Here is a 23,784-nt window from a genome sequence, read left to right on the forward strand (position 1 = left end):
ACGCCGCCCTACTGGCCCACTTTTGCGCCGCCCTTGACATCTTGGATGATCGGGCGACTTCGGAACGCGCTCTCCTCATGCGCTTTCAATGATCCCGTTCGCCTCGGTGCAAAGAGGGTAGGTTGTCATTAACGTTTCAAAAATATAAACTTTTGCGCGCAAAGTTTCACATATTGCGAACATGGTTATGGCACGGAATTCACTTGTTAATAATATCGGAGATGCCGATCTCAAGCTGCTGCGGATCTTCAAATCTGTGGTCGAAAGCGGTGGTTTGGCGGCAGCCGAGACCGAATTGAACATCGGTCGATCCACAATTTCGAAGCATCTTTCCGACTTGGAGCATCGATTGGACCTGCGATTGTGTGATCGGGGGCCAGCCGGATTCGCGCTGACTGAGGACGGCGCGAAGGTTCTTGAAGCCGCCGACAGCCTGTTGGGCAGTGTCTCGGACTTCCGCGCCGAGGTGAATGAAATCAAGAAAAGACTGGTCGGCACGATCCGCATTGCGTTTTTCGACCAGTGTGCCTCAAACCCCGAGGTGAATCTGGCAAAGTCCATCGCGGCGTTTAACTTGGCTGCGCCGAATGTAGAAATCGACCTGTCAATCGAACCGCCGACCGCCATTGAAACCAAAGTCATCGGAGGAGAGCTGGATATCGGCATCATCGCTCAGCACCGGCCCTCGCCCAGCCTGAACTATGTGCCGATCTATGGCGAGAACATGTATGTATATTGCGGCAGGGACCACGAGTTTTTCGAACGCAGTGATGCGGGGCTGTCATTGGCTGACGTGCGCCGGACCAACTATGCGGGCATCAGTGTGAACTCACCCAATTTGCATGTGGGGCAGAAACTTGGACTGCGTCGGTCTGCCAAGGTTCAAAGCGAACACGCATTGTCCATTTTGATCCTGTCTGGGCGCTATATTGGTTTTCTTCCAGATCACCTTGCCAGAATTTTCGAACAACGTGGAAGCATGAGGCCCATTCTACCAGACCAGCTTTACTATCGCACAACCTTCTGCGCGGTCACGCGGCGCAGGCCAAATCCCAACCGGATCACATCTCTCTTTATGCAAACGCTAGAGCGGCAACATTCGGAATAGTGGGGCTGTCAGGCGAGTTCTAATCCGTCTCGCCTAGACCGGCATCACTGCCCTTTACGCTGCACAAAGACCGCGCCACGCGGCAAGAGCGACGGATTGGTTAAACTTGCAAAGTTGTGGCGGGGCTATGTCAGCGCCCTGCCCGTCTTAAACCTGTTTTCGATGACACGGACATAGGAGAAGTGTTGACGGATAAGAAGATATTCAACCACCGCTTTTTCCAAGCACCAGAAAGGTCATCATCCCGAGCGGCGGCAGCGCGCGCTGCTCTTCAAGCGTCAGGGCATCCTCTTGCAATACAATCTCGATCTCGAAATCAGAGTGCCAGCCGATGGTATTGGCGAAGGGTGCGAATAGCCGCTCCAGAGACGCGATCACGCCCTGTTTTCGCTCGAAATGATTGGTGATCACCACCTTTCCGCCCGGTTTGCAAACCCTAGCGATCTCGGCCATCACTTTCTCCGGTTCAGGGACAACAGACAACACATGCATCGCCGCAATGGTGTCAAAATGGTTGTCTGGGAAATCGAGTGTGCGGGCATCCATCTTACGCAACTCTTCGACTTGGCTAAGCTCCAACGCTTGCACTTTGTCGCGGGCCTTCTGAAGCATTTCTGCACTGAAATCGATCCCGGTCACATGCATGCCGGGTTTGTATTGCTCCAGCGACAGCCCGGTGCCCACTCCAACCTCAAGGACACTTCCGCCACGGCTGTTGATGTACTCCACAGCACATCGCCTGCCGACATTGGTGATTGCTCCGAATGTCTTGTCATAGACGGGTGCCCAACGGGCATAGGAAGACTGCACAGCTTTGATGTCCATATCTGGTCCCTAATGCTTTGATTGTAGCCCCTTCTCAAGCCACGCCCAGATGACCGTCACCACATACCCCAGGCACAGCACGATCAACGAGATCCAGGCGAATGTCAGGACAACCGCTCCAGCGCAGGCTACTCCGACGAGAAAGAATTTTACATTACCACGGGAAATCTTGGTGGTTTTAAACGACCAGGTCGGTATGCGGCTAATCAGCAGAAGACCGATAAAGACCATGTAGATGCAGATGACACTTCCCGGCAGCAGCGATGCATCTGCGAAGGCAAAAGAAAGATACATCGGCAACATGACCAGCAACGCACCTGCAGGCGCGGGCACGCCCTCGAAATAAGCTTTCTCTTGAGGTGACTGCTGAGCAACGTCTTCGGATTTGCTTCCGACGTTGAAACGGGCCAGCCGCATGACGCAACACACGGAAAAAATAAGAACGAAAATCCAAGCGGTGCTCGGGATATCCTGCAGACCCCAAAAGTAGATAATGAGAGGCGGCGCCACCCCAAAATTTAGGAAGTCGGCAAGTGAATCAAGCTCCGCGCCCATTTTGCTATCGACCCCAAGAAGCCGCGCAATACGCCCGTCTATTCCATCTAGGATACAGGCGACCATCACAAGCTGAACCGCAAGCGTGTAGTTGCCCTGAACTCCAAACCGGATGGCGGACAGCCCCGCACAAATTGCCAATATCGTCAGCACATTTGGCAGAAGCTGGAAAAGCGTGAACGCGTTTTCCTTTTTGTCGATTGGGCCCGCCACTGGCCTGTTTCTTTTACCGTTCATCCGACATATTCAGCTCTGCCAGAACGGTCTCACCCGCAATCATCGTTTGTCCAATGCTTACCAACGGGACCACACCGTCAGGCAAGTAGACGTCCAGCCGCGAGCCGAACCGGATCAGTCCAAATCTTTCGGCGGTCTGCATCATGTCCCCCGGTTTGACAAAGCAGACGATACGTCTTGCCACCAGACCGGCGATCTGCACCAAGGCCAGATCCTGACCATTTGTCATCCGAATGCGCAGGCTGTTGCGTTCATTGTCGGCGCTGGCTTTATCCAGCGATGCGTTGAAGAACTTGCCAGGGCGATAGGCAATGGCTGTGATTTCACCTTCGATCGGTGTGCGATTCACATGACAGTTAAACACGCTCATAAACACGCTAACGCGTGTAAGGGGCTCATCCGGCATCCCAAGCTCTTGGGGCGGAACAGCTTTTTCGATCAGCGAAACAACTCCGTCAGCGGGGCTGACGATCAGCCCTTCTCGCGTTGGTGGTACGCGTTCAGGATCGCGAAAGAAATAGTAGCACCAAATGGTAAGACCTACGCCGATCCAACCCAACAGATTGGAAAACAGGAACAGGACGACCGTGATGGCTGCAAAGATAGCTACAAACTTTATGCCCTCAGGGTGCATTGGTTTGATAAATGTATCGCGCATTCGCATCGTAATATTTCCTTAAGGTCAACCAACGACGTTCATAAGTGGATTAGACCTAAACGCAAGTATGTTTGGAAAATCAGTGCTAGTGCTGGCCGCTTTCGGGATTCATAGCTTGGAGAAACAAGGAAGGTTATCCGCTGATCTCTGCCTTGAAGGCCGATGGCGTGATACCGAACTTGTTCTTGAAGAGGCGAGAGAACTGCGCCTGATCCGAAAAGCCAAAACGATAGGAGACTTCCGAGATCGGAAGCCCCGGCGCCGTGGCCAGACGATCCCGCGCCGCGATCAGGCGCTGATCCCGTATTTGCTGGCTGACCGTACCATTCACATCCTTGAACAGGTCATGCAGATAGCGTTTCGAAATCCCGCAGCTTTCAGCGATCAGATCGGGGGACAAGTTTGGGTTTTTAAGGTTCTCGCGGATGAATTTCTCGACCCGGGAAATATGCGCGGTGCGCACCGCAGAGAGATTGCTTGAGCTTGCGTCAACCGTTTCGTCAAGGGCAAGGCCAAGCAGTTCTAGAAGCTGGCGCCCTACGGTTTCGCCCGCAGCCGCTCCGAGATCTGCAAACTTCGACTGGGCCTGATCGACCATAGAGGCGAACAGTCCTGCCGTGCCCGACGTGGCATTGAATACTTTCGCGCAAAATCGGTCGGGTTGGCGCACGCGCTCTTCCAGCGCTTTACGCCCGACTTTCAGAACGAACAGGTCATTGGGGTTTTCATAGAGGAACCGATAGGGCTCGTCGCCGCGTTCAATGATGAAGCCGCCCGGATCGCACCGCACCTCGCGCCCCAACTGGCGGAACTCGACCGATGTGGCCCGCGGCAGAGTGATGAGATATTCTTCTTCCCGCGCCTCACGAATATGCGCGCGCCGCCGTTCATAGCTGAGCGGATCCGAGGTCAGTCGGGACATGCCCACATGCCCCATCGACATCCGGCTTAACTGTCCGTTGAAATGGATGGGATCTCGGAACTGAAGTTCCAGCGGAAAATACGCATCATTTACCACCGCATTCCATTTACTGGAGCGGTGCTGCGGCTCTGTCGTGGCCGTCGAGAATGTGAACTCGGCGGTCATATGCGTCTCCTCCCAAGCCTGACCATAGCCAAGCCTCTCAATAAAACAAAGGAATTTGGAGGTTCTGCACTCTGCTGCAAACGGTTCTGCGCTGAGCGGCAAATTGTTCTGCACAAAGCTGCAAACGGTTCTGCGCTCATCGTCAAGACCAGCCCAACAAGCCGCGACAAGCTGGGATCACAAGTTCGACGTGCAGGAGGAGCGCGCCGGATCAAGCGGAAGAATGCTCGGATCAGGCGGCCCCTTTGCGCCCATGCAAAGGACCAGAACGAATGGCTAATAGACAAGTTGACCCCATCACGCTTTCGGTGGTGCGCGGCGTATTGGAAACCACTCAGCGCGAAATGACGCTGGCCTTGGAAAAGACCGCGCGCAGCTCGGTTTTCAACTTGGCGCATGATTATTCGACGGCGCTGTTCAACCACACCCCCGAGATGATTTTGCAGGGTCAGGATATTCCGATTCACCTTGGATCGTTGATCCCGGCGATGAAGTCGGTCGCCAATTTCTTCGAGGGTGACATCCACGAGGGCGACCTGATCCTGCACAATGATCCCGCCTATGGTGGCAGCCACATCATCGACACCTGCATGTATTACCCGGTGTTCTATGAAGGCGAGCTGGTGTTCTGGACCGTCTGTAAGGGGCACCTGACGGATATCGGTGGGCCGGTGCCTGCGGGCTATAACCCCGAAGCGAAAGAGATCTTTGCAGAAGGTCTGCGCATTCCGCCGATCAAGCTGTGGGACAAGGGTGTTCCGCGCAATGACATCATGAACATGCTGCTGACCAACATGCGTGCACGGCGCGATCAGGAAGGCGACTTCAACGCGCTGATTGGGGCCTGCCAAGTGGGTGCCCGCAACCTGACCGCGCTGATGGACAAATACGGCAAGGATGTGGTGCAGGAGTGCATTGCCGAGCTTCTGGATATGGCCAACGCACATATGAACGGCCTGATCGCGCAAGTGCCGGACGGGACCTATTCGGGCACGGCCGTTCTGGAAGACGCGGGCCACGGGTTTGGGGATTTCGACATCACCGCAACCGTGACGATCACCGGCGACAGCTGCCATATCGAGATCGAAAGCCCGCCGCAGGTGCCCTATTTCATCAACTCCTACGAGGGGAACTCGTATTCCGGAGTCTATCTCGGCCTGATGATGTTCGCACAATTGCCGCCGCCCTATAACGAAGGGCTATACCGCAATGTGACAGTCGACATGGGCAAGAAGGGCACCCTGTGTAACGCGCAGTCGCCCGCCCCGCATATGAACTGCACCACCACGCCAATGGAAACGCTGACCGACGCGGTGCGACTGGCTTTTGAACAGGCCGCGCCTGACAAGGTGTCTGCCAGCTGGGGTCACGCCAATGGCTGCAATATTGCCGGGTGGGACAGCCGCCATGACGAGGAATACGTCACCATGGTGCTGGCCTCGATCATCTCGGGCGCGGGCGCCACGGCAAGCCAAGATGGCTGGCACGCCTGCGGACCGGAATGCTGCTTCGGCGCGCTGACCTCGGGCGACATTGAGATGCTCGAGCACTCTTATCCAATCATCATCCATGAATACGGTCTGATGGAAGACAGCGGTGGCGCGGGCAAGTTCCGCGGTGGGTCCGGCACGCGCTGGGCGGTCGAACCGCTGGACACCGACATGACGCTGGTCACCTTCGGCGAAGGGCGCCGCATTCCGGCCATGGGGGCCGCTGGGGCGAAATCCGAAATGGTCCACAAGAAAGTCGGCCGTCTTGAAATCACCCGCGATGGCGAAACCCAAATCATCACCGACAACGTGATCGAAACCATCAAACCCGGCGAGATCGCAGCAAACCTGAACCCCGGCGGCGGTGGTTTTGGCAACCCGTTTGAACGTGACCCCCTGAAGGTGGTCGAGGACGTCCGCAATGGCCTCGTCTCGATCGAAGGCGCGCGGCTGGACTACGGCGTGATCATCTCGGACGCCGACACGCTTTCCATCGACGAAAACGCCACAGCCAAAGCCCGCGCTGCGGCCTGAAGCCCCTGACTGAAAGGAACAAAACTATGCGAACCCAATATCGTCTGGGCATCGACGCCGGCGGCACATTCACCGACTTCATTCTTGCCGACAAAAAGGGTGGGACACGGATCTTCAAGGTTCTGTCGACCCCGACTGAGCCGACCAAGGCCATCAAGAATGGCTTGGCGCTGATCACTGAAGAAACTGGGCTGACGGCGCAGGAAATCGTGTCGAACTCGGACCTGTGCATCAACGGCACCACGGTGGGGCTGAATGCGCTGATCACCCATACCGGGGCCAAGACCGGCCTGATCGCCACCAAGGGGCACGAGGATTCCATCGAAATCCGCTTGGGCCACAAAGAAGACGGCTATCGCTATGACCCGGACTATCCGCCCGCAACCATGCTGGTGCCGCGCCACCTGCGTAAGGGGGTCAGCGAGCGGGTGATCTCGGACGGGTCGGTCAAGACGCCGATCAACGAGGAAGATGTGCGCGACGCCTGCCGTTACTTCATCGCGGAAGGCGTTGAATCGGTCGCGATCAGCTTTGTCTGGTCGGTGCTGCACCCCGACCACGAAAACCGCGCCGCCGAGATCGTCCGCGAGATGATGCCCGATGTGCGCCTGACCGTGGGCAGCCAGCTGTACCCGCAGGTGCGCGAATACACCCGCACCTCGACCGCTATCGTGAACGCCTATCTGGCGCCGATCCTGCAGCGCTATGTCGAAGCCATCGACGCCTATTTCCGCGAGCTGGGCAGCCAGCATCCGGTGCGGTACTTCCAATCAAACGGCGGTCTGGCGTTGGGCAAAGTGGTATCGGATCAATCCGTTTATGCCATCAACTCTGGCCCTGCATCGGCACCGCAGGCGGCGCTGGACGTGGCCGAGCCTTGGGGTGACAAGAACATCATCACCTGTGACATGGGCGGCACCTCGTTCGACATCACCCTGACCAAGGACGGGCAGGCCAACGTCAACAAGAACATCGACTTCCTGCGCTATCGTATCGGCATCCCGATGATCCAGGTGGAAACCTTGGGTGCCGGGGGCGGTTCGATCGGCTGGATCGACTCGATGGGTCTGATGCAGATGGGGCCGCAATCGGCTGGATCTGAACCCGGGCCTGCCTGCTATGGGCAAGGCGGCGAGAACCCGACGACGACCGATGCCAACCTTGTGCTGGGCTATCTGAATGCGGACGGGCTGGTTGGTGGACGGCTTCCGTTGGATGTCGACAAGGCGCGCGGTGCGATCCAAACGAACCTTGCCGACCCGCTGGGCATTTCCGTCGAGAAAGCCGCCTATGGCATGTTCACCATCGTTAACAACAACATGGTCAACGCCATCCGCCGGGTGTCGGTCGAACGGGGCTATGACCCGCGTGATTTCGTGCTGATGGGCGCTGGTGGTGCCACGGGCGCGCATATCACCGCACTGGCGCGCGAAATGGGAATCTCGAAGGTTCTGATCTCGAAACTTGCCTCGGGGCTGTGCGCCTATGGGCAGATCATTTCGGACGTCAAATACAACTACATGGCGCCCGCACCGATCCGTCTGGAAGGGGCAGCTGCGGCAAAGAAACTGGACGATCTGTTCACCTCGCTCGAGGCGCGCGGCAAGGTCGATCTGGCGGGTGATGGGTTCGCCGAGGACCGCATCTCAATCCGTCGGTCGCTTGATATGCGCTATGTCGGTCAGGTGCATGAATGCACGGTCGAGATCAATCCGTTCGAGGTCACCGAAGCCACGATTGAAGACATCAAGGCCGCGTTCCACGCTCGCCACAAAGAGCTGTACACCTATGACGAACCGCATAACGCGGTCGAGATCGTCAACGTGGAAAGCACCATTGCCGGCCATGTGGACAAGCCCGAGCGCATGACCATTGCCGCTGGTAAAGGCGCGCATGAAACCCTAAAGGGCACCCGCCCGATGGTGTTCAATGCCGATGGCATCGCGCAGGACACGCCAGTCTATGACGGCTCTGCCATGGGCGCCGGGGACACGCTACATGGCCCCGCGGTGATCGAAGAGGTCACGACCACCATCGTGGTCGAGCCCGGCTGGACCGTCAGCCTGCATGACACCGGCGTTTATGTTCTGACTGCGGATGCGGAAACCGACCGCGGCCCGCTGGAACAGATCAAAGAACTGGCCGAGGTCTGAAGATGGCGCGGCGGAAAGAAACGGGTTCCTCCCTGGCTGCGTCCGGGGTGACGGTGGCCTTCGGTGGGTTCAAAGCCCTGACCGATGTCACATTAACGATCACCCCGGGCGCGGTTCATGGGCTGATCGGCCCGAACGGGGCCGGTAAAACCACCATGGTCAACACGTTGACCGGGTTTCAGGCTCCGACCACGGGCACTGTGACGCTTGGGGGCAGGAATGTCGGCACTTTGCCGCCGCACCAGTTGCGCCGGGCCGGTGTGGCCCGCACCTTCCAGGCTGGCCGCTTGTTCACCGGCCTGGATGTTCTGGACAACCTTGCGGTCACGGGCGTTGGGCTGGGATATACCCGCGCCGCGTCCGAGGCCGAGGCACAGCGGCTGCTGAGCTGGATGGGTGTCCCCCATCTAGCCCAGCAGCCCGCAGCGGGGCTTCCTTATACGGATGAGCGCCGCGTCGGCATTGCCCGGGCACTTATGTTCAGCCCCGACTTCCTTCTGCTTGATGAGCCAGCCGCAGGCATGTCCGAGGCCGAGGCGTCCGATCTGGCCGCGCTGATCAAACGCGTCGCGGACGAGCTGGGCATCGGTGTTTTGCTGATCGAACACAATGTCGGGTTGGTTCTTGAGGTATCGCACCACGTCTATGTCCTCGATGCCGGACAAGTGATCGAGGAAGGCGACCGCGCGCTCATCCTGTCCAGCCAGAAAGTGCGCGATGCCTATCTTGGCGCCGATAGCGAGGCCGCGTGATGACCAAGCTAGGAGTATATGACCTTGAAGTGCGCTATGGCAAAGTTCCGGCGCTTGGTGGGGTGACCCTGCACCTTCAGGAAGGCGAACGACTGTTCGTGTCGGGGCCCAATGGCGCGGGAAAATCCTCGCTGCTCAAGGCCATCGCGGGGGCTGTGTCCAGCAGCCACGGGAGGGTTGAGCTGGACGGTGACATCATCACCGGAAAAAGCGCCGAGGCGATTGCGCGATACGGCCTGTCGATGGTGCCTGAGGGGCGCGATATCTTCAGCACCCTGACGGTTGAGGAAAACCTGCGCGTCGGCACTGGTATTCGCGCCGACAAACAGGCCATCGAAGGTGATATTTCTGAAATTTACGACGCCTTCCCCATCTTGGGCGAACGCCGCCATGCCAATGCCGGTGCGCTGTCGGGTGGACAGCAACAAATGCTGGCCATCGGGCGCGGACTGATGACCAACCCGAAGCTCATGATGGTGGACGAGCCCTCGCTGGGGCTTGCGCCAAACATCGTTGACCAAGTCTATGACACGCTTGTCGCCCTGCAACAGGAACGCGGCCTGACGCTGCTGATCGTCGAGCAAAGCTCGGCCCGGGCGGCGCGGGTCGGTGGGCGCATGGTGCTTCTGCGTGGTGGTCAGGTCGTGGGAGACGGCGACGCAGCCGAGTTCGCCAAGCGTGACCTGCTGAAAGAGGCCTATTTCGGTCAAGCCGATCAATCCAAATCTATGGAGGAAGCACTATGAATGCTGTCCCTCAGCTGTTCTTCGATGCGGCCGCGCTCGGTGGGATTTATGCCATGGCAGCACTGGGGATCGCGCTGATCTTCGGCGTGATGAACTTGGTGAATTTTGCCCATGGCGAATACATCGCCTTCTGCGTCTTTGCCTTGATCGTGCCGTCGTCGGATGCGGTGGCGGTGATGTTCTTGGGCAAGGCACCGGCGATCCTGCTTATCCCTGTCCTGTTGGCGCTTGGGGCGCTGATTGCGGTGACCTCGGAATACCTCGTCTTCCGGCAATTGCGTAACGCCAACCCGGTCGCGATGATGATCTCGTCCTTTGCGCTTGGCTTTGTCATCCAAAACGCCCTGTTGGCGGTCTATGGCAGCCGCCCCAAGGCAATCAGCCTGTGGCCTGACCTCAACACCCCGATCTCGGTGGTCGGGGCGTCTGTTCCGCTGTTGCAGCTGATCGTCATCATCACCACGCTTCTGGTGGTCAGCGTGCTGGCGCTTTTGCTGAAGAAAACCCGCGTTGGGCTTGAGATGCGCGCCGCTGCCGAGAACTTCACCATGGCACGGCTTTTAGGGGTGCGGGCAAATGTCGTGATCACCGGGGCCTTCGCCCTGTCCGGCGCAATGGCGGCGGCCGTGGCGATGATCATGGTCACTCAGACCGGTGTCGCGGATGTCCGCATGGGCGGGCAGATCATGCTGGTTGCTTTCATCGCGACGGTGATCGGCGGGCTTGGGTCGCTGCCCGGCGCGGTTGCGGCAGGCTTTCTGATCGGGGCCGTGTCGGTCGTCTTGCAGGCCGCTTTGCCGCTGGACGCACGGCCGTTTCGCGACGCTTTCCTTTACACGCTGGTGATCGTCAGCCTGCTGCTTCGTCCGCAGGGTCTGTTCGCATCGGCCTCTGCCAAGCCGAGGGTTTAATCATGATGGACGCACACCGCCAAAACCGACTTCGCGCACTGACCACTCCTGTCATCCTGATCGCAATCCTATTGGCCTTTGTGCTGATCATCACGGCCACGGGAGACAAATCTCTGGCGCGCATGGCGGCGCAAACCTTGATCCGAGTGACCTTCGTGGTCGGGCTGTGGATCTTCGTCGGCAATTCCGGCGTGGTCAGCTTTGGTCATGCGGGCTTTATGGCCATCGGCGCCTATTGTTCCGCGTGGTTGACGCTGCGCCCGCAGATGAAGGGTATGTTCCTGCCTGACCTGCCACCTTGGTTGGCGTCAGCTGAGTGGCCACATCTGCCTGCCACGGTGGTCTCGGGCCTGCTGGCGGCTCTGGTCGCCCTGATCGTGGGCGCTGCCATCCTGCGCCTGTCGGGCATCGCGGCCTCGATCGCGACCTTCGCCTTCCTTGCCATCGTGGACACGGTCTATTCGAACTGGGAAGGGGTGACCGGTGCGACCTCATCCGTCGTGGGCTTGGACCGCTATGCAGATGAATGGGTCACGTTGATCTGGGCGAGTGTGGCGGTGTTGGCCGCAGCGATCTATGCCAACTCGGCCTCGGGACTGGCGCTACGCGCAACCCGCGAAGACGAGGTCGCCGCAGCCGCGTCTGGTGTGAACATGTACCGCCACAGGCTTTTGTCGCTAGTGATCTCGGGCTTTTTCACCGGCGTCTCGGGCGTCCTTCTGGGCCATTCCTTGGGCGTCTTAAATCCCAACAGCTTCTACCTTGGCATCACCTTCATCACGCTTGCGATGCTGGTCGTCGGCGGAATTGGCAGCCTGTCCGGTGCCGTGATCGGTGTGCTGGTCCTGTCGGTGCTGATCGAAGGGCTGGTCCGCTTCGAGCGCGGGATTGATATCGGGGGCGCCAGCTTTGCGCTGCCCAGCGGTGCTCAGGAAATCCTGATCGGCATCATCATGATCCTTGTGCTGATCATCCGCCCGACCGGCCTGACCGGAGGCCGCGAGCTTCGCCTGCCAGCCTTCGGGTTGCGCGTACGAAATTCCAAACAAGAACCACAATCTACCAACTGAGGAGAAACCCTATGAAACGCTTAGCAACCGCTATGGCAATAAGCCTCGCAACGGCTGGTGCAGGTCTGGCAGACGATATCACCGTCGGCTTTGCCATCGCCAAGTCAGGCTGGCTTGAGGCCTATGATACACCCGCAACCACGGCAGCTCGCATTCGCATTGACGAAATCAATGCCGCTGGGGGGCTGTTGGGGCGCCAGATCAACTGGATCGAGGCCGACACCAAATCTGACCAGGCCCAGTCCGCCAGTGCCGGTCTGCAGCTGATCGACGAAGGCGCCGATATGCTGGTCGTCAACTGCGACTATGACTTTGGTGCACCGGCGGCCTTGGCAGCGGAAGGGGCGGGGCTGAACTCGTTCTTCCTGTGCGCCGAAGACATCAAAGCGGGCATTCAGGGCGTCGGCCCGAACAGCTTCTCGGCCTCGGTGCTGGCAGCGGTTCAGGGCGCGACCATGGCCGAGTGGTCCATGGCAGACCGTGGGGCGAAAACGGGGTATGTGCTGCTGGATACCACAATCGAGTACAACAAAGGCATTTGCACCGGCTTTGACTGGATGTTCCCAAGTGCCGGTGGTGACATCGTCGGTCGTGACACCTTCAAAAACGGTGATGCCTCGATTGCCAGCCAGATCACCCGGATCAAGGCGCTTGAGACCGAGCCGGACGTGATCATGCTGTGCAGCTATATTCCCGGCGCCGCCTCGGCCGTGCGGCAGATCCGTGCCGCTGGGATCAACTCGCTGATCTTGAACGGCTCGGCCGTGGATGGATCATACTGGCTCGACGCCACGCCCAACCTGTCCGGTTTCGTTGTGCCCGTGCAGGGATCGATCTATGGCGATGATCCGCGCGCGGATGTCGAGGCCTTCAACATGGCGTATGAAAAAGCGACCGGCAGCCGCCCCGCCAGCCAATACGCCTATCCGGGCTATGTGCTGATCGACCTGTGGGCCAAAGCGGTCGAGCGTGCCGGAAGCTTGGATGGCGCCGCTGTCACCGCCGAGCTTGAAAAGATGCGTGACGAACCCACGGCGTTCGGTCCGCGGAGTTTCTCGGATGCCATTCACCACCAGAACTCTGCCGAGATGCAGATCATCGAAATCACGGATGGCACCCCGGGAGTGACTGGCAATTGGAGGATCAGCACCCCGGTCCCGCTGGAGGTCTTGCTGAACTAATCTGCCCTCCGTTGTCGGCGCAGACACTCGGGTGTCCCTCGCTTTGTGCGAGGGGCACCTTTCCATCAAGTCGGATGGCACGTCTTCGACATTCCGAGGCGAGCGTTGAAACCAGACATACAGCATCACCGCAAAGCAAATGATCTCGGGACTGGTTTTGAAGTTCTGAAACAGAGTGTGTTTGGACATGGTGGGATGCCAATTCAACACTCTGCCCGCCTTGGGTGAGTTTCCTCTGGCACCGTCGTGGAAAGTAATAGAGCGCCAAAACCAACCGGCCTTGGCGCTCCAATCCTGAGTAGTGCTTAAAAACGCGCTGCGTCCTTAGTTGGACGTGGCGCCCTTGTACCAAGCGACGATAAAATCGCGACCCTCTTGATCCATCTCGATCGCATTGGGTGGCGGCATGGCGTGGGACGCGCCCGCCTGCAGGTAGACTTGCTTGGCATGACGCGCGACATCAGCTTCGGTCTCTAGAACAACGCCCTTTGGCGCCCAGTACATGCCATCCCATGACGGCTCGCGGGCGTGGCACATCGAACAGTTGCCGACCACGGCGTAAAACGCATCTTCGAACCCATCGGCCGCGGCAAACTTCTGCTCAAAAGTAGTCATCTCGCGCGCCTCGGCATCCTCGTAGGTTTCGCCAGTGCGCACCGTCGACAGCCACGCGATCAAGATCATCAGAAGCACCGTCACCAACCATGTCCAGTTCGGCCCCCTGCCCGTCTTGTGCATGGTGTTGAAGTAGTGACGGATAGTAACGCCCGTCAGGAAGATCAGGCTGGCAATGATCCAAGAGTACTGGGTACCGAACGCCAACGGATAGTGGTTCGCCAGCATCAGGAACACGACCGGAAGGGTCAGATAGTTGTTGTGGGTCGAGCGCACCTTGGCGATCTTGCCGTATTTCGCATCCGGCGTGCGGCCATTCTTAAGGTCATCCACAACGATGCGCTGGTTGGGCATGATCTGGAAGAACACGTTGGCCGTCATGATAGTCGCCGTAAACGCCCCCAGATGCAGAAGCGCCGCGCGCCCCGTGAAGATCTGGTTATAGCCCCATGACATCGCCACAAGGATCACAAACAACAGCAGCATCAGAAGCGTTGGGTTCTCGCTCAGCTTAGATTTGCACATCTGGTCATAGAGCAGCCAGCCGATCGTCAGCGATCCGCCCGAGATCAAAATGCCCTGCCATAGCGATAGATCGGCCTTGGTCGGGTCCAGCAAGAACAGCTCTCCGCCGACCCAATAGATGATCATCAAAAGCGCCGCGCCCGACAGCCATGTCGTGTAGCTTTGCCATTTGTGCCATGTCAGATGCTCGGGCATCTCGGATGGGGCCACAAGGTATTTGACCGTGTGATAGAACCCGCCACCGTGGACTTCCCATTCCTCGCCATAGGCGCCGTCGGGCAGATTGGGATTGGGTTTCAGCATCAGATCAAGCGCGATGAAATAGAATGACGCCCCGATCCACGCCATCGCGGTGATGACATGAAGCCACCGCACAGAAAACGCGATCCAGTCCCACATAATTGCCAGGTCGTACATGGCATACCTCCAGTTTTCGTCTTAGCGACACTCTATGCTAAGCATATTTATTCTGGTATTGCTGCTAAATACCAAGCAGCATCAAAAAAAACAGAACAATGTCCTACCTCGCCAACATCCGAACCTTTGTCCGCGTCTATGAATTGGGCAGCATGTCCGCGGCTGGACGCGACCTTCGGGTGTCGCCTGCGGTGACATCCTCGCGCATTTCACAGCTCGAAGACTATCTGGGCGTCCGGTTATTTCAACGCACCACACGCAGTCTGGCCCCCACGGAACAGGGCGAGCGGTTCTATCGCGGCGCAACGGAAATCCTTGAAGCCGTTGAGAATGCCGAGGCACAAATTGTTGATATTACAGATAATCCCAAAGGGCCGCTCTATGTCGCTGCCCCGTTGGGCGTCGGGCGTCGTCTGATCGCCCCCTTGGTGCCGGACTTTCTGAAAAAATACCCGGAAGTCAGCGTGCGCCTGCGCCTGACCGACCGCAAAGTGGACCTGACCACCGAGGGGCTCGATCTCGCGTTCTTCCTTGGGCAACCGGAAGACAGCAACCTGAAGATCCGCAAAATTGCGGATGTCGAACGCGTCCTCTGTGCGACGCCTGAGTATATTAAGCAACGCGGCATGCCGCGGAACGGCGACGACCTGATCAACGATGGGCATGAATGCCTGAACCTGCGCTTCCCCGGCGCGACCGAATTCCAGTGGCTACTCACCACGAAAGACGGCCCGAAACGCTTTCGCGTAACGGGGCGCTATGAATCGGATGACGGAGATGTACTGACCGATTGGGCGCTGGGTGGAAACGGCATCGCGATGAAGCCGGTTTTCGAAATCTCGGAACACCTGAAGTCGGGGCGGCTGGTGCCCGTCGCCACCGAAACCCCGCCCGAACCGATCCAGATGGCTTGCTTGTTCACCCATCGACGCGGTCAGGATCCCAAGTCTCGCTTGTTTATGGAGTTCGTGATCGACCGGATCGCGACCAGCATCCGCAGCACGGATCAGGGCTAGGTTTAGCTGCCGCGATAGGTCGAATACCCGAAGGGCGATAGAAGCAGTGGCACGTGATAGTGCGATGCCTCGGACATGCCGAAGCGCAGCGGGATCACATCCAGAAATCGGGGCGCTTCAGGCGGAACACCGATGCTGTCTAGGTAATCCCCCGCGTAAAACACAAGCTCATACTCGCCGGTCTCAAATTTCTCGGCAGGCAGGATCTGTTCATCCGTCCGCCCATCGTCGTTGGTCACCAGCGTTTTAAGCAGAGTGCGCTCAGCGCCATCCAGCCGAAACAGCTCGATCTTCAAGCCCTCAGCGGGACACCCGCGGGCGGTATCAAGCACATGCGTGGTCAGGTAGCCTGTCATCTTCGGTGTCTCCTATATGGGCTTTTGCTTGGCACCCTCTTCTTAGTCTGGAAGCGCAGATGCACACAGAGCCCGACTGCCAAACAATCCTTCTTATTTATTTTGAAAGTGTGTGCAGATTTTCTGACCTAGAATGACATTCAAGACTAGCAAAGGGAAACCACGTGACACGATACCCACGAGACATGACCGGATACGGCGCCAAGCCACCGGTCGTCAAATGGCCGGGCGACGCAAAGATCGCCGTTCAGATCGTCCTGAACTATGAAGAAGGCGGCGAGAACTGCGTCCTGCACGGGGACGCAGCATCCGAAGCCTTCCTGTCTGAAATCACCGGGGCACAGCCTTGGGCGGGACAGCGGCATTGGAACATGGAGTCCATCTATGAGTACGGGTCGCGGGCCGGGTTCTGGCGTGTGCATCGCCTGCTTGGGGACCTGCCGGTCACGGTCTATGGCGTGGCCACGGCTTTGGCGCGCGCGCCAGAACAAGTGAAGGCGATGAAGACCTCAAGCTGGGAGATCGCGAGCCACGGCCTGAAATGGGTCGAGCACAAGGATATGTCGCCTGACGAAGAGCGCGCGCAGATCCGCGAGGCAATCCGCCTGCATACCGAAGTCACCGGCACGCCCCCGCGCGGCTGGTACACCGGTCGCTGCTCGATGAACACGGTGGCGTTGGCCGCTGAAGAAGGCGATTTCGCCTATATCGCTGACAGTTACGCCGATGATCTTCCCTATTGGATAAACGTTGGAGGCAAGGACCAACTGGTGGTTCCCTACACGATGGATTGCAACGACATGCGTTTCGCGATTCAGGCGGGATACACAAATGGCGACCAGTTTGAGAGCTATCTGAAAGACAGCTTCGACATGCTCTATGCCGAAGGAAAATCCGGCGCACCCAAGATCCTGTCCATTGGCCTGCATTGCCGCCTGATCGGGCGTCCGGGCCGAGCCGCGGCGCTAAAACGCGTCATCGACTACTTCAAATCGCATGATGGTGTCTGGTTCGCTACCCGTGAGCAGATCGCAGATCACTGGGCCAAGGAGCACCCCCCGATGCAAGGTATAAAACCGTCCGAAATGGACCAAGAGACATTCGTGGCCGAGTTCGGCGGCGTGTTCGAACACAGCCCTTGGATTGCCGAGGGTGCGTTTGGTCTGGAACTGGGACCAACCCATGACACGGCTGCGGGCGTCCACAACGCCCTCGCGCGCATCTTCCGCAGCGCCAGCGAAGAGGCGCGCTTGGGCGTGCTGGTGGCACACCCCGACTTGGCCGGGAAACTCGCCGCCGCCGGACGGTTGACCGCGGAAAGCACCGCCGAACAGGCGGGCGCTGGTCTGGATATGTTGACGGACGAGGAACGCACGACCTTCACGAAGCTCAACGAAGCGTACACGACCAAGCACGGCTTCCCCTTCATCATCGCGGTGAAGGACAACACCAAGCCGAGCATTCTGGAGGCGTTCCATCGCCGAATCGGCAATGACCGTGACACCGAGTTTGCCGAGGCCTGCCGACAGGTCGAACGCATCGCCGAGCTTCGTCTGGAAGAGAAGTTCGCCGCATGACCTTGACCATTACCCCCCTGCCCCTGACACCCGAGGCATTCGCGCCCTTTGGCGACGTGCTCGACACCACGGGCACGCCGGACAAAATGATCAATCAAGGGCTTTGCGGGCGGTATCACGACCGGGCGACGCTGGATTTTTCAGATGGACAGGCCGGGATCAGCATCTTTGACGCCGAGGCACGTAGCCTGCCGCTGACGCTGGACATGGTCGAGCGCCATCCGGACGGAAGTCAGGCCTTCATCCCGATCAGCCGCGCACCCTATCTGGTGGTCGTCGCCCCGGACGCGGGCGGCCAACCGGGGACACCCGTGGCCTTCATCGCACAGCCCGGACAGGGCGTGAATTACCACCGCAATACCTGGCACGGGGTCTGTGCCCCCCTCTCTGATCAGGGACAGTTTGCGGTGATCGACAGGATCGGCACGGGGCCGAACCTGCAGGAACACTGGTTCAAGGAGGAAATCAGAATCGAGAAGCCATAAGCCCGAAGCCGGAAGAGAAGCCGTCACGGGCATCATAGGGAGGAAGAAAAATGGCTAACACATCCATCGGGACGCCAGAGCAGCTGCGCGATCCCAATTACACACCACCACTTGCCAAGGCTGTGCCCTTGGGCATCCAACACGTGCTGGCGATGTTCGTCTCGAACGTCACGCCAGCCATCATCATATGCGGGGCTGCTGGGTTCGGGTTCGGCTCGAACAGCCCGGACTTTCCGCAGATGATCTATATGATCCAGATGTCGATGTTCTTTGCGGGCGTCGCCACCTTGATCCAGACCATCGGTCTGGGCCCGGCAGGCGCCCGTCTGCCCATTGTTCAGGGTACATCTTTTGCCTTCATCCCGATCATGATCCCGCTGGTTGCGGGCAAAGGAGTTGATGCCATCGCGGTCCTGATGGGTGGGGTCATCGTGGGGGGCTTATTCCACGCATTCCTGGGCCTGTTCATCGGCAGGATTCGCTTTGCCTTGCCACCACTGGTGACAGGCCTTGTGGTGACCATGATCGGTCTGGCGCTGGTCAAGGTCGGCATTCAGTATGCTGCAGGCGGCGTTCCGGCTATCGGCAAGCCTGAATATGGATCGCTGATCAACTGGACCATGGCGCTGGTCGTGATCTTCGTCACGCTTGGCCTTAAGTTCTATACCCGTGGCATGCTGTCGGTATCCGCGGTTCTGATCGGCCTGATCGTGGGCTACATCTTTGCCTTCGTCATCGGCGAGGTGAACCTTGGCAATGTTGGCCGCGCAGCGCCCTTCGCGCTTCCGAACCCCTTCCACTTCGGTGTCGAGTTCTCGGTCGCGGCGATCATCGGCTTCTGTCTGATGTCCTTCGTCTCTGCCGTGGAAACCGTTGGCGACGTCTCGGGGATTACCAAAGGTGGTGCCGGACGCGAAGCAACCGACACCGAGATCCAAGGCGCAACCTATGCTGACGGTATCGGCACGGCGGTCTCGGGCCTGTTCGGTGCTCTGCCCAACACCTCGTTCAGCCAGAACGTGGGCCTGATTGCCATGACCGGCGTGATGAGCCGCCACGTGGTGACCATCGGTGCGATCTTCCTGATCCTTGCCGGGCTTATCCCTAAAATCGGTGCGATCATCTCGTCCATCCCGATTGAAGTGCTGGGCGGTGGCGTGATTGTGATGTTCGGCATGGTGGCCTCGGCGGGTATTTCGATGCTCTCGGATGTCGACTGGAACCGCCGCAACATGGTGATCTTCGCTATTTCGCTGTCGCTGGGTCTTGGCCTTCAGTTGGAGCCGGGTGCGCTGCAGCATCTGCCCGCGACGATCAAGGTTCTGGCCACGTCGGGCATCCTGCCTGCCGCACTGATCGCGATTGTGCTGAACCTGGTGCTTCCCGAGGAACTGTCGAATGAATCGACCGAAGAAGTCTCGGGCGGGTTATCTGGACACGGTCAAGGATCCCTGCCGAACAGCGATAACGGCTAAGAACGGCACTTAAGCAAAGTGAAAAGCGGCGTGAGGTTCACGCCGCTTTTTTTGTTGGAAATGGGCTAAAACTACGCCGCAACTGGTTGGGTCAGCTTCTCAGGATCCGCGCTCGTTGGCACAGATTTCGACGCGATCCCCGCCACATAGACCTGCTCAACTGCGCGATCATCCCCCAACATCTGCAGGATGAACAGTTCTTCGGATAGGGTCTCGGCCCGTTGCATCCGAAGGTCCATCGCGTGGGTCGAGCGGGCGTTCAGAACCACAATATCGGCGTCCGTCCCCTCGGCCAGCGATCCGATCTTATCCGACAGACCTAGAACCTCGGCATTGCCACGGGTGATCCAGTCAAACGCCGCAAGCGGGTGCAGTTTCTGGTTCTGAAGCTGCAGGATCTTGTAGCCCTCATTCAGGGTCTGCAGCATCGAATAGCTGGTCCCTGCCCCGACATCCGTAGCGATCCCGTTCTGAATTCCACGCGCACGAAGGCCCGCATCGTCAAACAAACCACTGCCCAAGAAAAGGTTCGAGGTCGGGCAGAAGACTGGCTTCGAGCGCGTCTCGGCCAGCACGTCAATCTCGCGCGGGGTTAGGTGAATGGCGTGCCCCAGCAAGGTCTTTTCACCTAGCAATCCATAGTGCTCATAGACACCCAGATAGTCGGGCGCGTCGGGATAGAGTTCGGCGGTGAAGGTGATCTCGTCATGGTTTTCGCTCAGATGCGTTTGGACGTAGCATTCGGGATGCTCGGCCACCAACGCGCCCGCCATTTCCATCTGTTCAGGTGTCGAGGTGATCGCAAAGCGCGGCGTGATCGCATACTGCGCGCGGCCTTTGCCATGCCATTTCTCGATCAGCGCCTTACCGTCGTCAAAGCCCGTCTGCGGCGTATCCCGCAGCTCATCGGGGGCGTTGCGATCCATCATGACCTTGCCGCTGATCATGCACATGTTGCGCTTGGCGGCTTCTGTGAACAGCGCGTCGACCGATCCCGCATGGACGGACCCAAAGGCAACTGCCGTGGTGGTGCCGTGGCCGGTCAGCAGATCACAGAAATGCGCGGCCATCGCAGCGGCGTGGGCATCGTCTGCAAAGCGGGTTTCTTCCGGGAATGTATAGGTGTTCAGCCAGTCCAGAAGCTGCGCGCCCCACGAGGCGATCACCTGCACCTGTGGAAAGTGGACATGCATGTCGATGAAGCCAGGCATCAAGAGATGCGGGCGGTGGTCGATTACCGTCGCATCTGGTGCGCGGGCAGAAATCTGGTCGTAGGGACCGGTCGCTTCGATCTTGCCGTTTGCGATCAGGATCGCGCCATCCGCTACGTAGTTGTAAGCCTCGGTGTCGTTTTCATCCAAAGGCTTGCGGTTAAAGTCGAGCGTCCGCCCCCGCAGGAGCGTCCGCGGCTGTGTGTTCGTCATTTGGTGTTCCGATTTTCTGAGAGTGAGCGGAAAGGGTGTGGGCCGACGGTTAACGCCGCGGCCCACTCCAAGGTTCAGGGCGTTATTCCGCAGGCGTGGTTGGGGCTTCCTCAACCACGACATTCTCGTTCACCAGCTCGTCTTCCTTGTGGAAAAGCGGGTAGATGTAGAGGAACGCCGCCGAGATCAAGTAACCCGCAGAGACGCCGCTGAGTTCCGGCCAATGCAGGCTGGCGCCATGGATGATGCCAAAAGCCGACATAATGGCCGCCGCGAAGGCAAAGCCGCCTGCGTTCTTGAAATTGCCGTCAATGACGCTGGCCACAATGGCACCCCAGATCAATCCGGTCAGGATTGCACCTTGGGATAGCGCCAGATGGCCCTCGAAATGTGCACCTTGCTGCAGAAGGGCAGCGGTCAACGCCTCATCGCCTAGCTTCGGCAGGCCCGCCACGCCGACAGCGCCAAGCGCGCCAATGAGCGATCCCCATTTGACCATCAGGAAGGATGACACGTGCGGCATCATCGCGAAGGTTACCGCCGCCATATGGTCGGTCTTGACCGAATGGGCCGTGTTGGTGATCAGGCTTAGCGCAACAAACACCAGAACCGGCGCAGCAGCGGCCACGGGGATCAGGTTATTCAGGAACGCCAACAGGCCAAGGAACGCGGCCAGAGGGATCACGACGCCCACGCCGATGATATATCCCGCATGTGCCCCCATGCGCTTATAGGCCGGATGGCCGATATAGGCGGTGGTCGGGAACGGAGATCCAAAGACAGCGCCAACCATCGTGCCGACACCATCGGTGATCTGGCAGGTCGCAACCGGGTAGTGGTCGCCCGCAGCCTCGGCGCTTTCCACGTTGTTCATCGTTTCGATGAAGTTGTAGATCTGCACCGGCACCAGAACCAGGAACAGCTCCGGGTTGGCGAACAGGTGCTGGATACCTGCGATCAGGTCACCGATATAGGGCATGGGTGGGTAGAAACCGACGCCATCCGTGCTGATCTTGGCCTCGCCAATGGCAAAAGCCACGATCGTGCCGACGATCAGCGCAAGCAGACCGGCCGGGATGTTGAACGGCAGGCGGAAGCGTCCGACCAGTCCCCACAGGATGATGATCATCGAGGCAAAACCGATGAACGGGTTCTCGAACACGGTGGCCAGCGGCACGGTGCCGATGAACACAAGCGCGATGCCGCACAGTGTGCCCAGCATCCCCGCGCGTGGCGTGACGCGCTTCAGCCAAGGGCCGATGATCGCGCCCATGGCGGCAACAATACCCCCCATGAAGCCCGCGCCAATCCCGACCTGCCAGGCCAGAACCGGGTCATTCGTTGACCAGTAGATCGGCCCAATGACGCCAAACAGATAGACGAACATCACCGGCGTCGAGATGCCGTAAGGCATCGCCGTCACATCCCGCCCATGCTGGGCCGCCGCGCGTTTGGCAAGGCCCACATAGACCGCGATACCCGCAAGGATCGCGATAGCGGCCCCGGGTACGATGCGGCCATAGACGATGTCCGCCGGCATTTGGAAGACGAACTGGCAGATGCCTGCCAGAACCATCAAGTTGATCAAGTTGTCTGTGAACAGCGCCCAAAACGCGCTGAAGTCGCTGCGGTGAAACAGCTTGTAAGTGTAACTCCCATCCCTCATGGGGACCTCCTTCAGTCAGACCGGGTCGGGGGCGTTCTCCTCAACACATCCCAACCCGCGTTGCTTCACTGCGCCGCGATATGCGAGACAGCGCCCCAGTCAGGGGATTTTGCGGCAGTTTCAGAGGTCAATGCCGTGATCACTTCTGCCGCCACGAGGGCGGCGATCACGGCGGGCCGCTTGTCGCGGCTACCGCCTGCCCCGATGGGGCAGATCAAGGGTGCGACAGACAGGTCGTCGCAATTCTTACGGGTCCAGCTGGCGAATTTCGCCCGCTTTGTGGCGGACCCAATCATTCCAACATAGGCTGCATCGCCACGTTCAAGCGCGGCCGAAGTCAGCAGAAAATCCAACCCGTGGTCATGGGTCAGCACGATGAAGGCGCTGCCTTTCGGCGCGTTCATCACGTCGAATTCAGGCACGACACTCAGCCGTTTTTCGACAGAGGCGTGCGACAAAGCTAGCTCGTCTTCGCGTTGGTCTACCAACACGCAGCGCACCGGAAGGTGCTGGAACAGTTCCGCCAGCGCGCGTCCCACATGGCCCGCCCCCAGCACATAGACCGCAGGCTGCGCGGCTTCTTCCATGTGCACAGCATCCAAGGCGATATCTTTGTCCGTCGCGCTCATCCGTGCGAGCGTGATTTCGACCCGTCCACCGCAGCATTGCCCGATCTCCGGCCCAAGGGGGACATCCAAATGTTGCGACAGATCGCCATTCGCCAGCAGGTTTCGCGCGGCCTCAATCGCCAGATGCTCTAACTGCCCACCTCCGATGGTCCCCCACAACCCGTCAGCCCGCACAAACATTTCGGTCCCGGCCGTGCGGGGGGAGGAACCACGCACTTTGGTCAGTCGCACGCTGGCGACCGGGCCGGGACCTGTCAGGAACTGTTGAAGGGATTGAGCGGAATACATCGGA

General features: G+C 58.9%; 21 protein-coding genes and 1 pseudogene. 12 read left to right on the forward strand and 10 right to left on the reverse strand.

The features are described 5' to 3' along the window. The first annotated feature begins 181 nt into the window (after nt 1-181). Nucleotides 182-1,108 carry a LysR family transcriptional regulator gene (locus EOL43_RS07320; RefSeq protein WP_240686492.1) on the forward strand — a complete coding sequence of 309 codons (927 nt, stop codon included), beginning with the start codon at nt 182-184 and terminating at the stop codon, nt 1,106-1,108. A 204-nt stretch (nt 1,109-1,312) separates the two neighbouring features. Here EOL43_RS07320 and EOL43_RS07325 read toward each other — a convergent pair whose 3' ends face one another. The 4 genes from EOL43_RS07325 to EOL43_RS07340 form a co-directional block, all read right to left on the reverse strand. Then, nucleotides 1,313-1,933, reverse strand: coding sequence for a class I SAM-dependent methyltransferase (locus EOL43_RS07325; RefSeq protein ID WP_133487077.1), 621 nt, complete (start codon nt 1,931-1,933; stop codon nt 1,313-1,315). Nucleotides 1,934-1,942: 9 nt separating this feature from the next. Next, entirely contained in the window at nt 1,943-2,725 is a 783-nt protein-coding gene (gene pssA / locus EOL43_RS07330; RefSeq protein WP_133487078.1) for a CDP-diacylglycerol--serine O-phosphatidyltransferase, read from the reverse strand. Further along, nucleotides 2,715-3,389 (reverse strand): phosphatidylserine decarboxylase, encoded by a 675-nt coding sequence (locus EOL43_RS07335; RefSeq protein WP_133487080.1) that lies wholly within the window; start codon nt 3,387-3,389, stop codon nt 2,715-2,717. Before EOL43_RS07335 ends, pssA begins: the two co-directional genes overlap by 11 nt. Before the next feature lie 127 nt (nt 3,390-3,516). Continuing rightward, nucleotides 3,517-4,470 carry an AraC-like ligand-binding domain-containing protein gene (locus tag EOL43_RS07340; RefSeq protein ID WP_133487082.1) on the reverse strand — a complete coding sequence of 318 codons (954 nt, stop codon included), beginning with the start codon at nt 4,468-4,470 and terminating at the stop codon, nt 3,517-3,519. A gap of 272 nt (nt 4,471-4,742) precedes the next feature. On the opposite strand from EOL43_RS07340, the gene capB reads away from it, so the two are divergent. Genes capB through EOL43_RS07375 form a run of 7 tightly spaced genes read left to right on the forward strand, consistent with a single transcriptional unit; the run spans nt 4,743 to nt 13,307 of the window. Continuing rightward, nucleotides 4,743-6,494 carry a caprolactamase subunit beta gene (gene capB, locus EOL43_RS07345; RefSeq protein ID WP_133487084.1) on the forward strand — a complete coding sequence of 584 codons (1,752 nt, stop codon included), beginning with the start codon at nt 4,743-4,745 and terminating at the stop codon, nt 6,492-6,494. A 26-nt stretch (nt 6,495-6,520) separates the two neighbouring features. Further along, nucleotides 6,521-8,647, forward strand: a complete 2,127-nt coding sequence (gene capA / locus EOL43_RS07350; RefSeq protein ID WP_133487086.1) for a caprolactamase subunit alpha — start codon at nt 6,521-6,523, stop codon at nt 8,645-8,647. A gap of 2 nt (nt 8,648-8,649) precedes the next feature. Then, entirely contained in the window at nt 8,650-9,399 is a 750-nt protein-coding gene (locus tag EOL43_RS07355; protein WP_133487088.1) for an ABC transporter ATP-binding protein, read from the forward strand. Next, on the forward strand, nt 9,399-10,145 hold the full coding sequence (locus EOL43_RS07360; RefSeq protein WP_133487090.1) for an ABC transporter ATP-binding protein: 747 nt from the start codon (nt 9,399-9,401) through the stop codon (nt 10,143-10,145). The genes EOL43_RS07355 and EOL43_RS07360 overlap by 1 nt, the downstream gene beginning before the upstream one ends. Beyond that, nucleotides 10,142-11,056 (forward strand): branched-chain amino acid ABC transporter permease, encoded by a 915-nt coding sequence (locus EOL43_RS07365; protein WP_133487092.1) that lies wholly within the window; start codon nt 10,142-10,144, stop codon nt 11,054-11,056. The genes EOL43_RS07360 and EOL43_RS07365 overlap by 4 nt, the downstream gene beginning before the upstream one ends. A gap of 2 nt (nt 11,057-11,058) precedes the next feature. Then, on the forward strand, nt 11,059-12,126 hold the full coding sequence (locus tag EOL43_RS07370; protein ID WP_133487094.1) for a branched-chain amino acid ABC transporter permease: 1,068 nt from the start codon (nt 11,059-11,061) through the stop codon (nt 12,124-12,126). 11 nt (nt 12,127-12,137) lie between these two features. Further along, nucleotides 12,138-13,307 (forward strand): ABC transporter substrate-binding protein, encoded by a 1,170-nt coding sequence (locus EOL43_RS07375; protein ID WP_133487096.1) that lies wholly within the window; start codon nt 12,138-12,140, stop codon nt 13,305-13,307. A gap of 78 nt (nt 13,308-13,385) precedes the next feature. Here EOL43_RS07375 and EOL43_RS15530 read toward each other — a convergent pair. Next, nucleotides 13,386-13,496: pseudogene (locus EOL43_RS15530) on the reverse strand (IS6 family transposase); the annotation flags it as partial. A 135-nt stretch (nt 13,497-13,631) separates the two neighbouring features. After that, nucleotides 13,632-14,864 carry a urate hydroxylase PuuD gene (locus EOL43_RS07380; RefSeq protein ID WP_133487098.1) on the reverse strand — a complete coding sequence of 411 codons (1,233 nt, stop codon included), beginning with the start codon at nt 14,862-14,864 and terminating at the stop codon, nt 13,632-13,634. Nucleotides 14,865-14,962: 98 nt separating this feature from the next. Between EOL43_RS07380 and EOL43_RS07385 the strand changes: the two genes are divergently transcribed. After that, entirely contained in the window at nt 14,963-15,880 is a 918-nt protein-coding gene (locus EOL43_RS07385) for a LysR family transcriptional regulator (RefSeq protein ID WP_133487100.1), read from the forward strand. Nucleotides 15,881-15,882: 2 nt separating this feature from the next. Here the strand turns inward: EOL43_RS07385 and uraH are convergent, their stop codons facing one another. Then, the gene (gene uraH, locus EOL43_RS07390) at nt 15,883-16,236 is read right to left on the reverse strand and encodes a hydroxyisourate hydrolase (RefSeq protein ID WP_133487102.1); all 354 of its coding nucleotides are present in this window, start codon (nt 16,234-16,236) and stop codon (nt 15,883-15,885) included. Nucleotides 16,237-16,400: 164 nt separating this feature from the next. Here uraH and puuE point away from each other — a divergent pair, with 164 nt between their 5' ends. The 3 genes from puuE to EOL43_RS07405 are packed head-to-tail and all read left to right on the forward strand — an operon-like array spanning nt 16,401 to nt 19,773. Then, complete coding sequence (puuE, locus tag EOL43_RS07395; protein ID WP_133487104.1) at nt 16,401-17,813, forward strand: allantoinase PuuE; 1,413 nt, start codon at nt 16,401-16,403, stop codon at nt 17,811-17,813. Next, nucleotides 17,810-18,298, forward strand: coding sequence for an ureidoglycolate lyase (locus EOL43_RS07400; protein WP_133487106.1), 489 nt, complete (start codon nt 17,810-17,812; stop codon nt 18,296-18,298). The genes puuE and EOL43_RS07400 overlap by 4 nt, the downstream gene beginning before the upstream one ends. A gap of 50 nt (nt 18,299-18,348) precedes the next feature. After that, complete coding sequence (locus EOL43_RS07405) at nt 18,349-19,773, forward strand: uracil-xanthine permease family protein (protein WP_133487107.1); 1,425 nt, start codon at nt 18,349-18,351, stop codon at nt 19,771-19,773. Between the two features lie 71 nt (nt 19,774-19,844). Here the strand turns inward: EOL43_RS07405 and guaD are convergent, their stop codons facing one another. The 3 genes from guaD to xdhC form a co-directional block, all read right to left on the reverse strand. Beyond that, the gene (gene guaD / locus EOL43_RS07410) at nt 19,845-21,197 is read right to left on the reverse strand and encodes a guanine deaminase (protein ID WP_133487109.1); all 1,353 of its coding nucleotides are present in this window, start codon (nt 21,195-21,197) and stop codon (nt 19,845-19,847) included. An 82-nt stretch (nt 21,198-21,279) separates the two neighbouring features. Beyond that, nucleotides 21,280-22,863, reverse strand: coding sequence for a xanthine/uracil/vitamin C permease (locus EOL43_RS07415; RefSeq protein ID WP_133487111.1), 1,584 nt, complete (start codon nt 22,861-22,863; stop codon nt 21,280-21,282). A 65-nt stretch (nt 22,864-22,928) separates the two neighbouring features. Beyond that, nucleotides 22,929-23,780: a xanthine dehydrogenase accessory protein XdhC gene (gene xdhC, locus EOL43_RS07420; protein ID WP_133487113.1), complete on the reverse strand. Its 852-nt coding sequence runs from the start codon at nt 23,778-23,780 to the stop codon at nt 22,929-22,931. Nucleotides 23,781-23,784 lie beyond the last annotated feature (4 nt).

The organism is Aliiroseovarius marinus (genome assembly GCF_004360145.1).
In the GTDB taxonomy this organism is placed as follows: domain Bacteria; phylum Pseudomonadota; class Alphaproteobacteria; order Rhodobacterales; family Rhodobacteraceae; genus Aliiroseovarius; species Aliiroseovarius marinus.

Excerpts from the sequence above, each read along its gene's own strand:
- EOL43_RS07320 (WP_240686492.1), top strand. The coding sequence starts at position 182 with ATGGTTATGGCACGGAATTCACTTGTTAATAATATCGGAGATGCCGAT.
- EOL43_RS07325 (WP_133487077.1), bottom strand. The coding sequence starts at position 1,933 with ATGGACATCAAAGCTGTGCAGTCTTCCTATGCCCGTTGGGCACCCGTC.
- pssA (WP_133487078.1), bottom strand. The coding sequence starts at position 2,725 with ATGAACGGTAAAAGAAACAGGCCAGTGGCGGGCCCAATCGACAAAAAG.
- EOL43_RS07335 (WP_133487080.1), bottom strand. The coding sequence starts at position 3,389 with ATGCGAATGCGCGATACATTTATCAAACCAATGCACCCTGAGGGCATA.
- EOL43_RS07340 (WP_133487082.1), bottom strand. The coding sequence starts at position 4,470 with ATGACCGCCGAGTTCACATTCTCGACGGCCACGACAGAGCCGCAGCAC.
- capB (WP_133487084.1), top strand. The coding sequence starts at position 4,743 with ATGGCTAATAGACAAGTTGACCCCATCACGCTTTCGGTGGTGCGCGGC.
- capA (WP_133487086.1), top strand. The coding sequence starts at position 6,521 with ATGCGAACCCAATATCGTCTGGGCATCGACGCCGGCGGCACATTCACC.
- EOL43_RS07355 (WP_133487088.1), top strand. The coding sequence starts at position 8,650 with ATGGCGCGGCGGAAAGAAACGGGTTCCTCCCTGGCTGCGTCCGGGGTG.
- EOL43_RS07360 (WP_133487090.1), top strand. The coding sequence starts at position 9,399 with ATGACCAAGCTAGGAGTATATGACCTTGAAGTGCGCTATGGCAAAGTT.
- EOL43_RS07365 (WP_133487092.1), top strand. The coding sequence starts at position 10,142 with ATGAATGCTGTCCCTCAGCTGTTCTTCGATGCGGCCGCGCTCGGTGGG.
- EOL43_RS07370 (WP_133487094.1), top strand. The coding sequence starts at position 11,059 with ATGATGGACGCACACCGCCAAAACCGACTTCGCGCACTGACCACTCCT.
- EOL43_RS07375 (WP_133487096.1), top strand. The coding sequence starts at position 12,138 with ATGAAACGCTTAGCAACCGCTATGGCAATAAGCCTCGCAACGGCTGGT.
- EOL43_RS07380 (WP_133487098.1), bottom strand. The coding sequence starts at position 14,864 with ATGTACGACCTGGCAATTATGTGGGACTGGATCGCGTTTTCTGTGCGG.
- EOL43_RS07385 (WP_133487100.1), top strand. The coding sequence starts at position 14,963 with ATGTCCTACCTCGCCAACATCCGAACCTTTGTCCGCGTCTATGAATTG.
- uraH (WP_133487102.1), bottom strand. The coding sequence starts at position 16,236 with ATGACAGGCTACCTGACCACGCATGTGCTTGATACCGCCCGCGGGTGT.
- EOL43_RS07400 (WP_133487106.1), top strand. The coding sequence starts at position 17,810 with ATGACCTTGACCATTACCCCCCTGCCCCTGACACCCGAGGCATTCGCG.
- EOL43_RS07405 (WP_133487107.1), top strand. The coding sequence starts at position 18,349 with ATGGCTAACACATCCATCGGGACGCCAGAGCAGCTGCGCGATCCCAAT.
- guaD (WP_133487109.1), bottom strand. The coding sequence starts at position 21,197 with ATGACGAACACACAGCCGCGGACGCTCCTGCGGGGGCGGACGCTCGAC.
- EOL43_RS07415 (WP_133487111.1), bottom strand. The coding sequence starts at position 22,863 with ATGAGGGATGGGAGTTACACTTACAAGCTGTTTCACCGCAGCGACTTC.
- xdhC (WP_133487113.1), bottom strand. The coding sequence starts at position 23,780 with ATGTATTCCGCTCAATCCCTTCAACAGTTCCTGACAGGTCCCGGCCCG.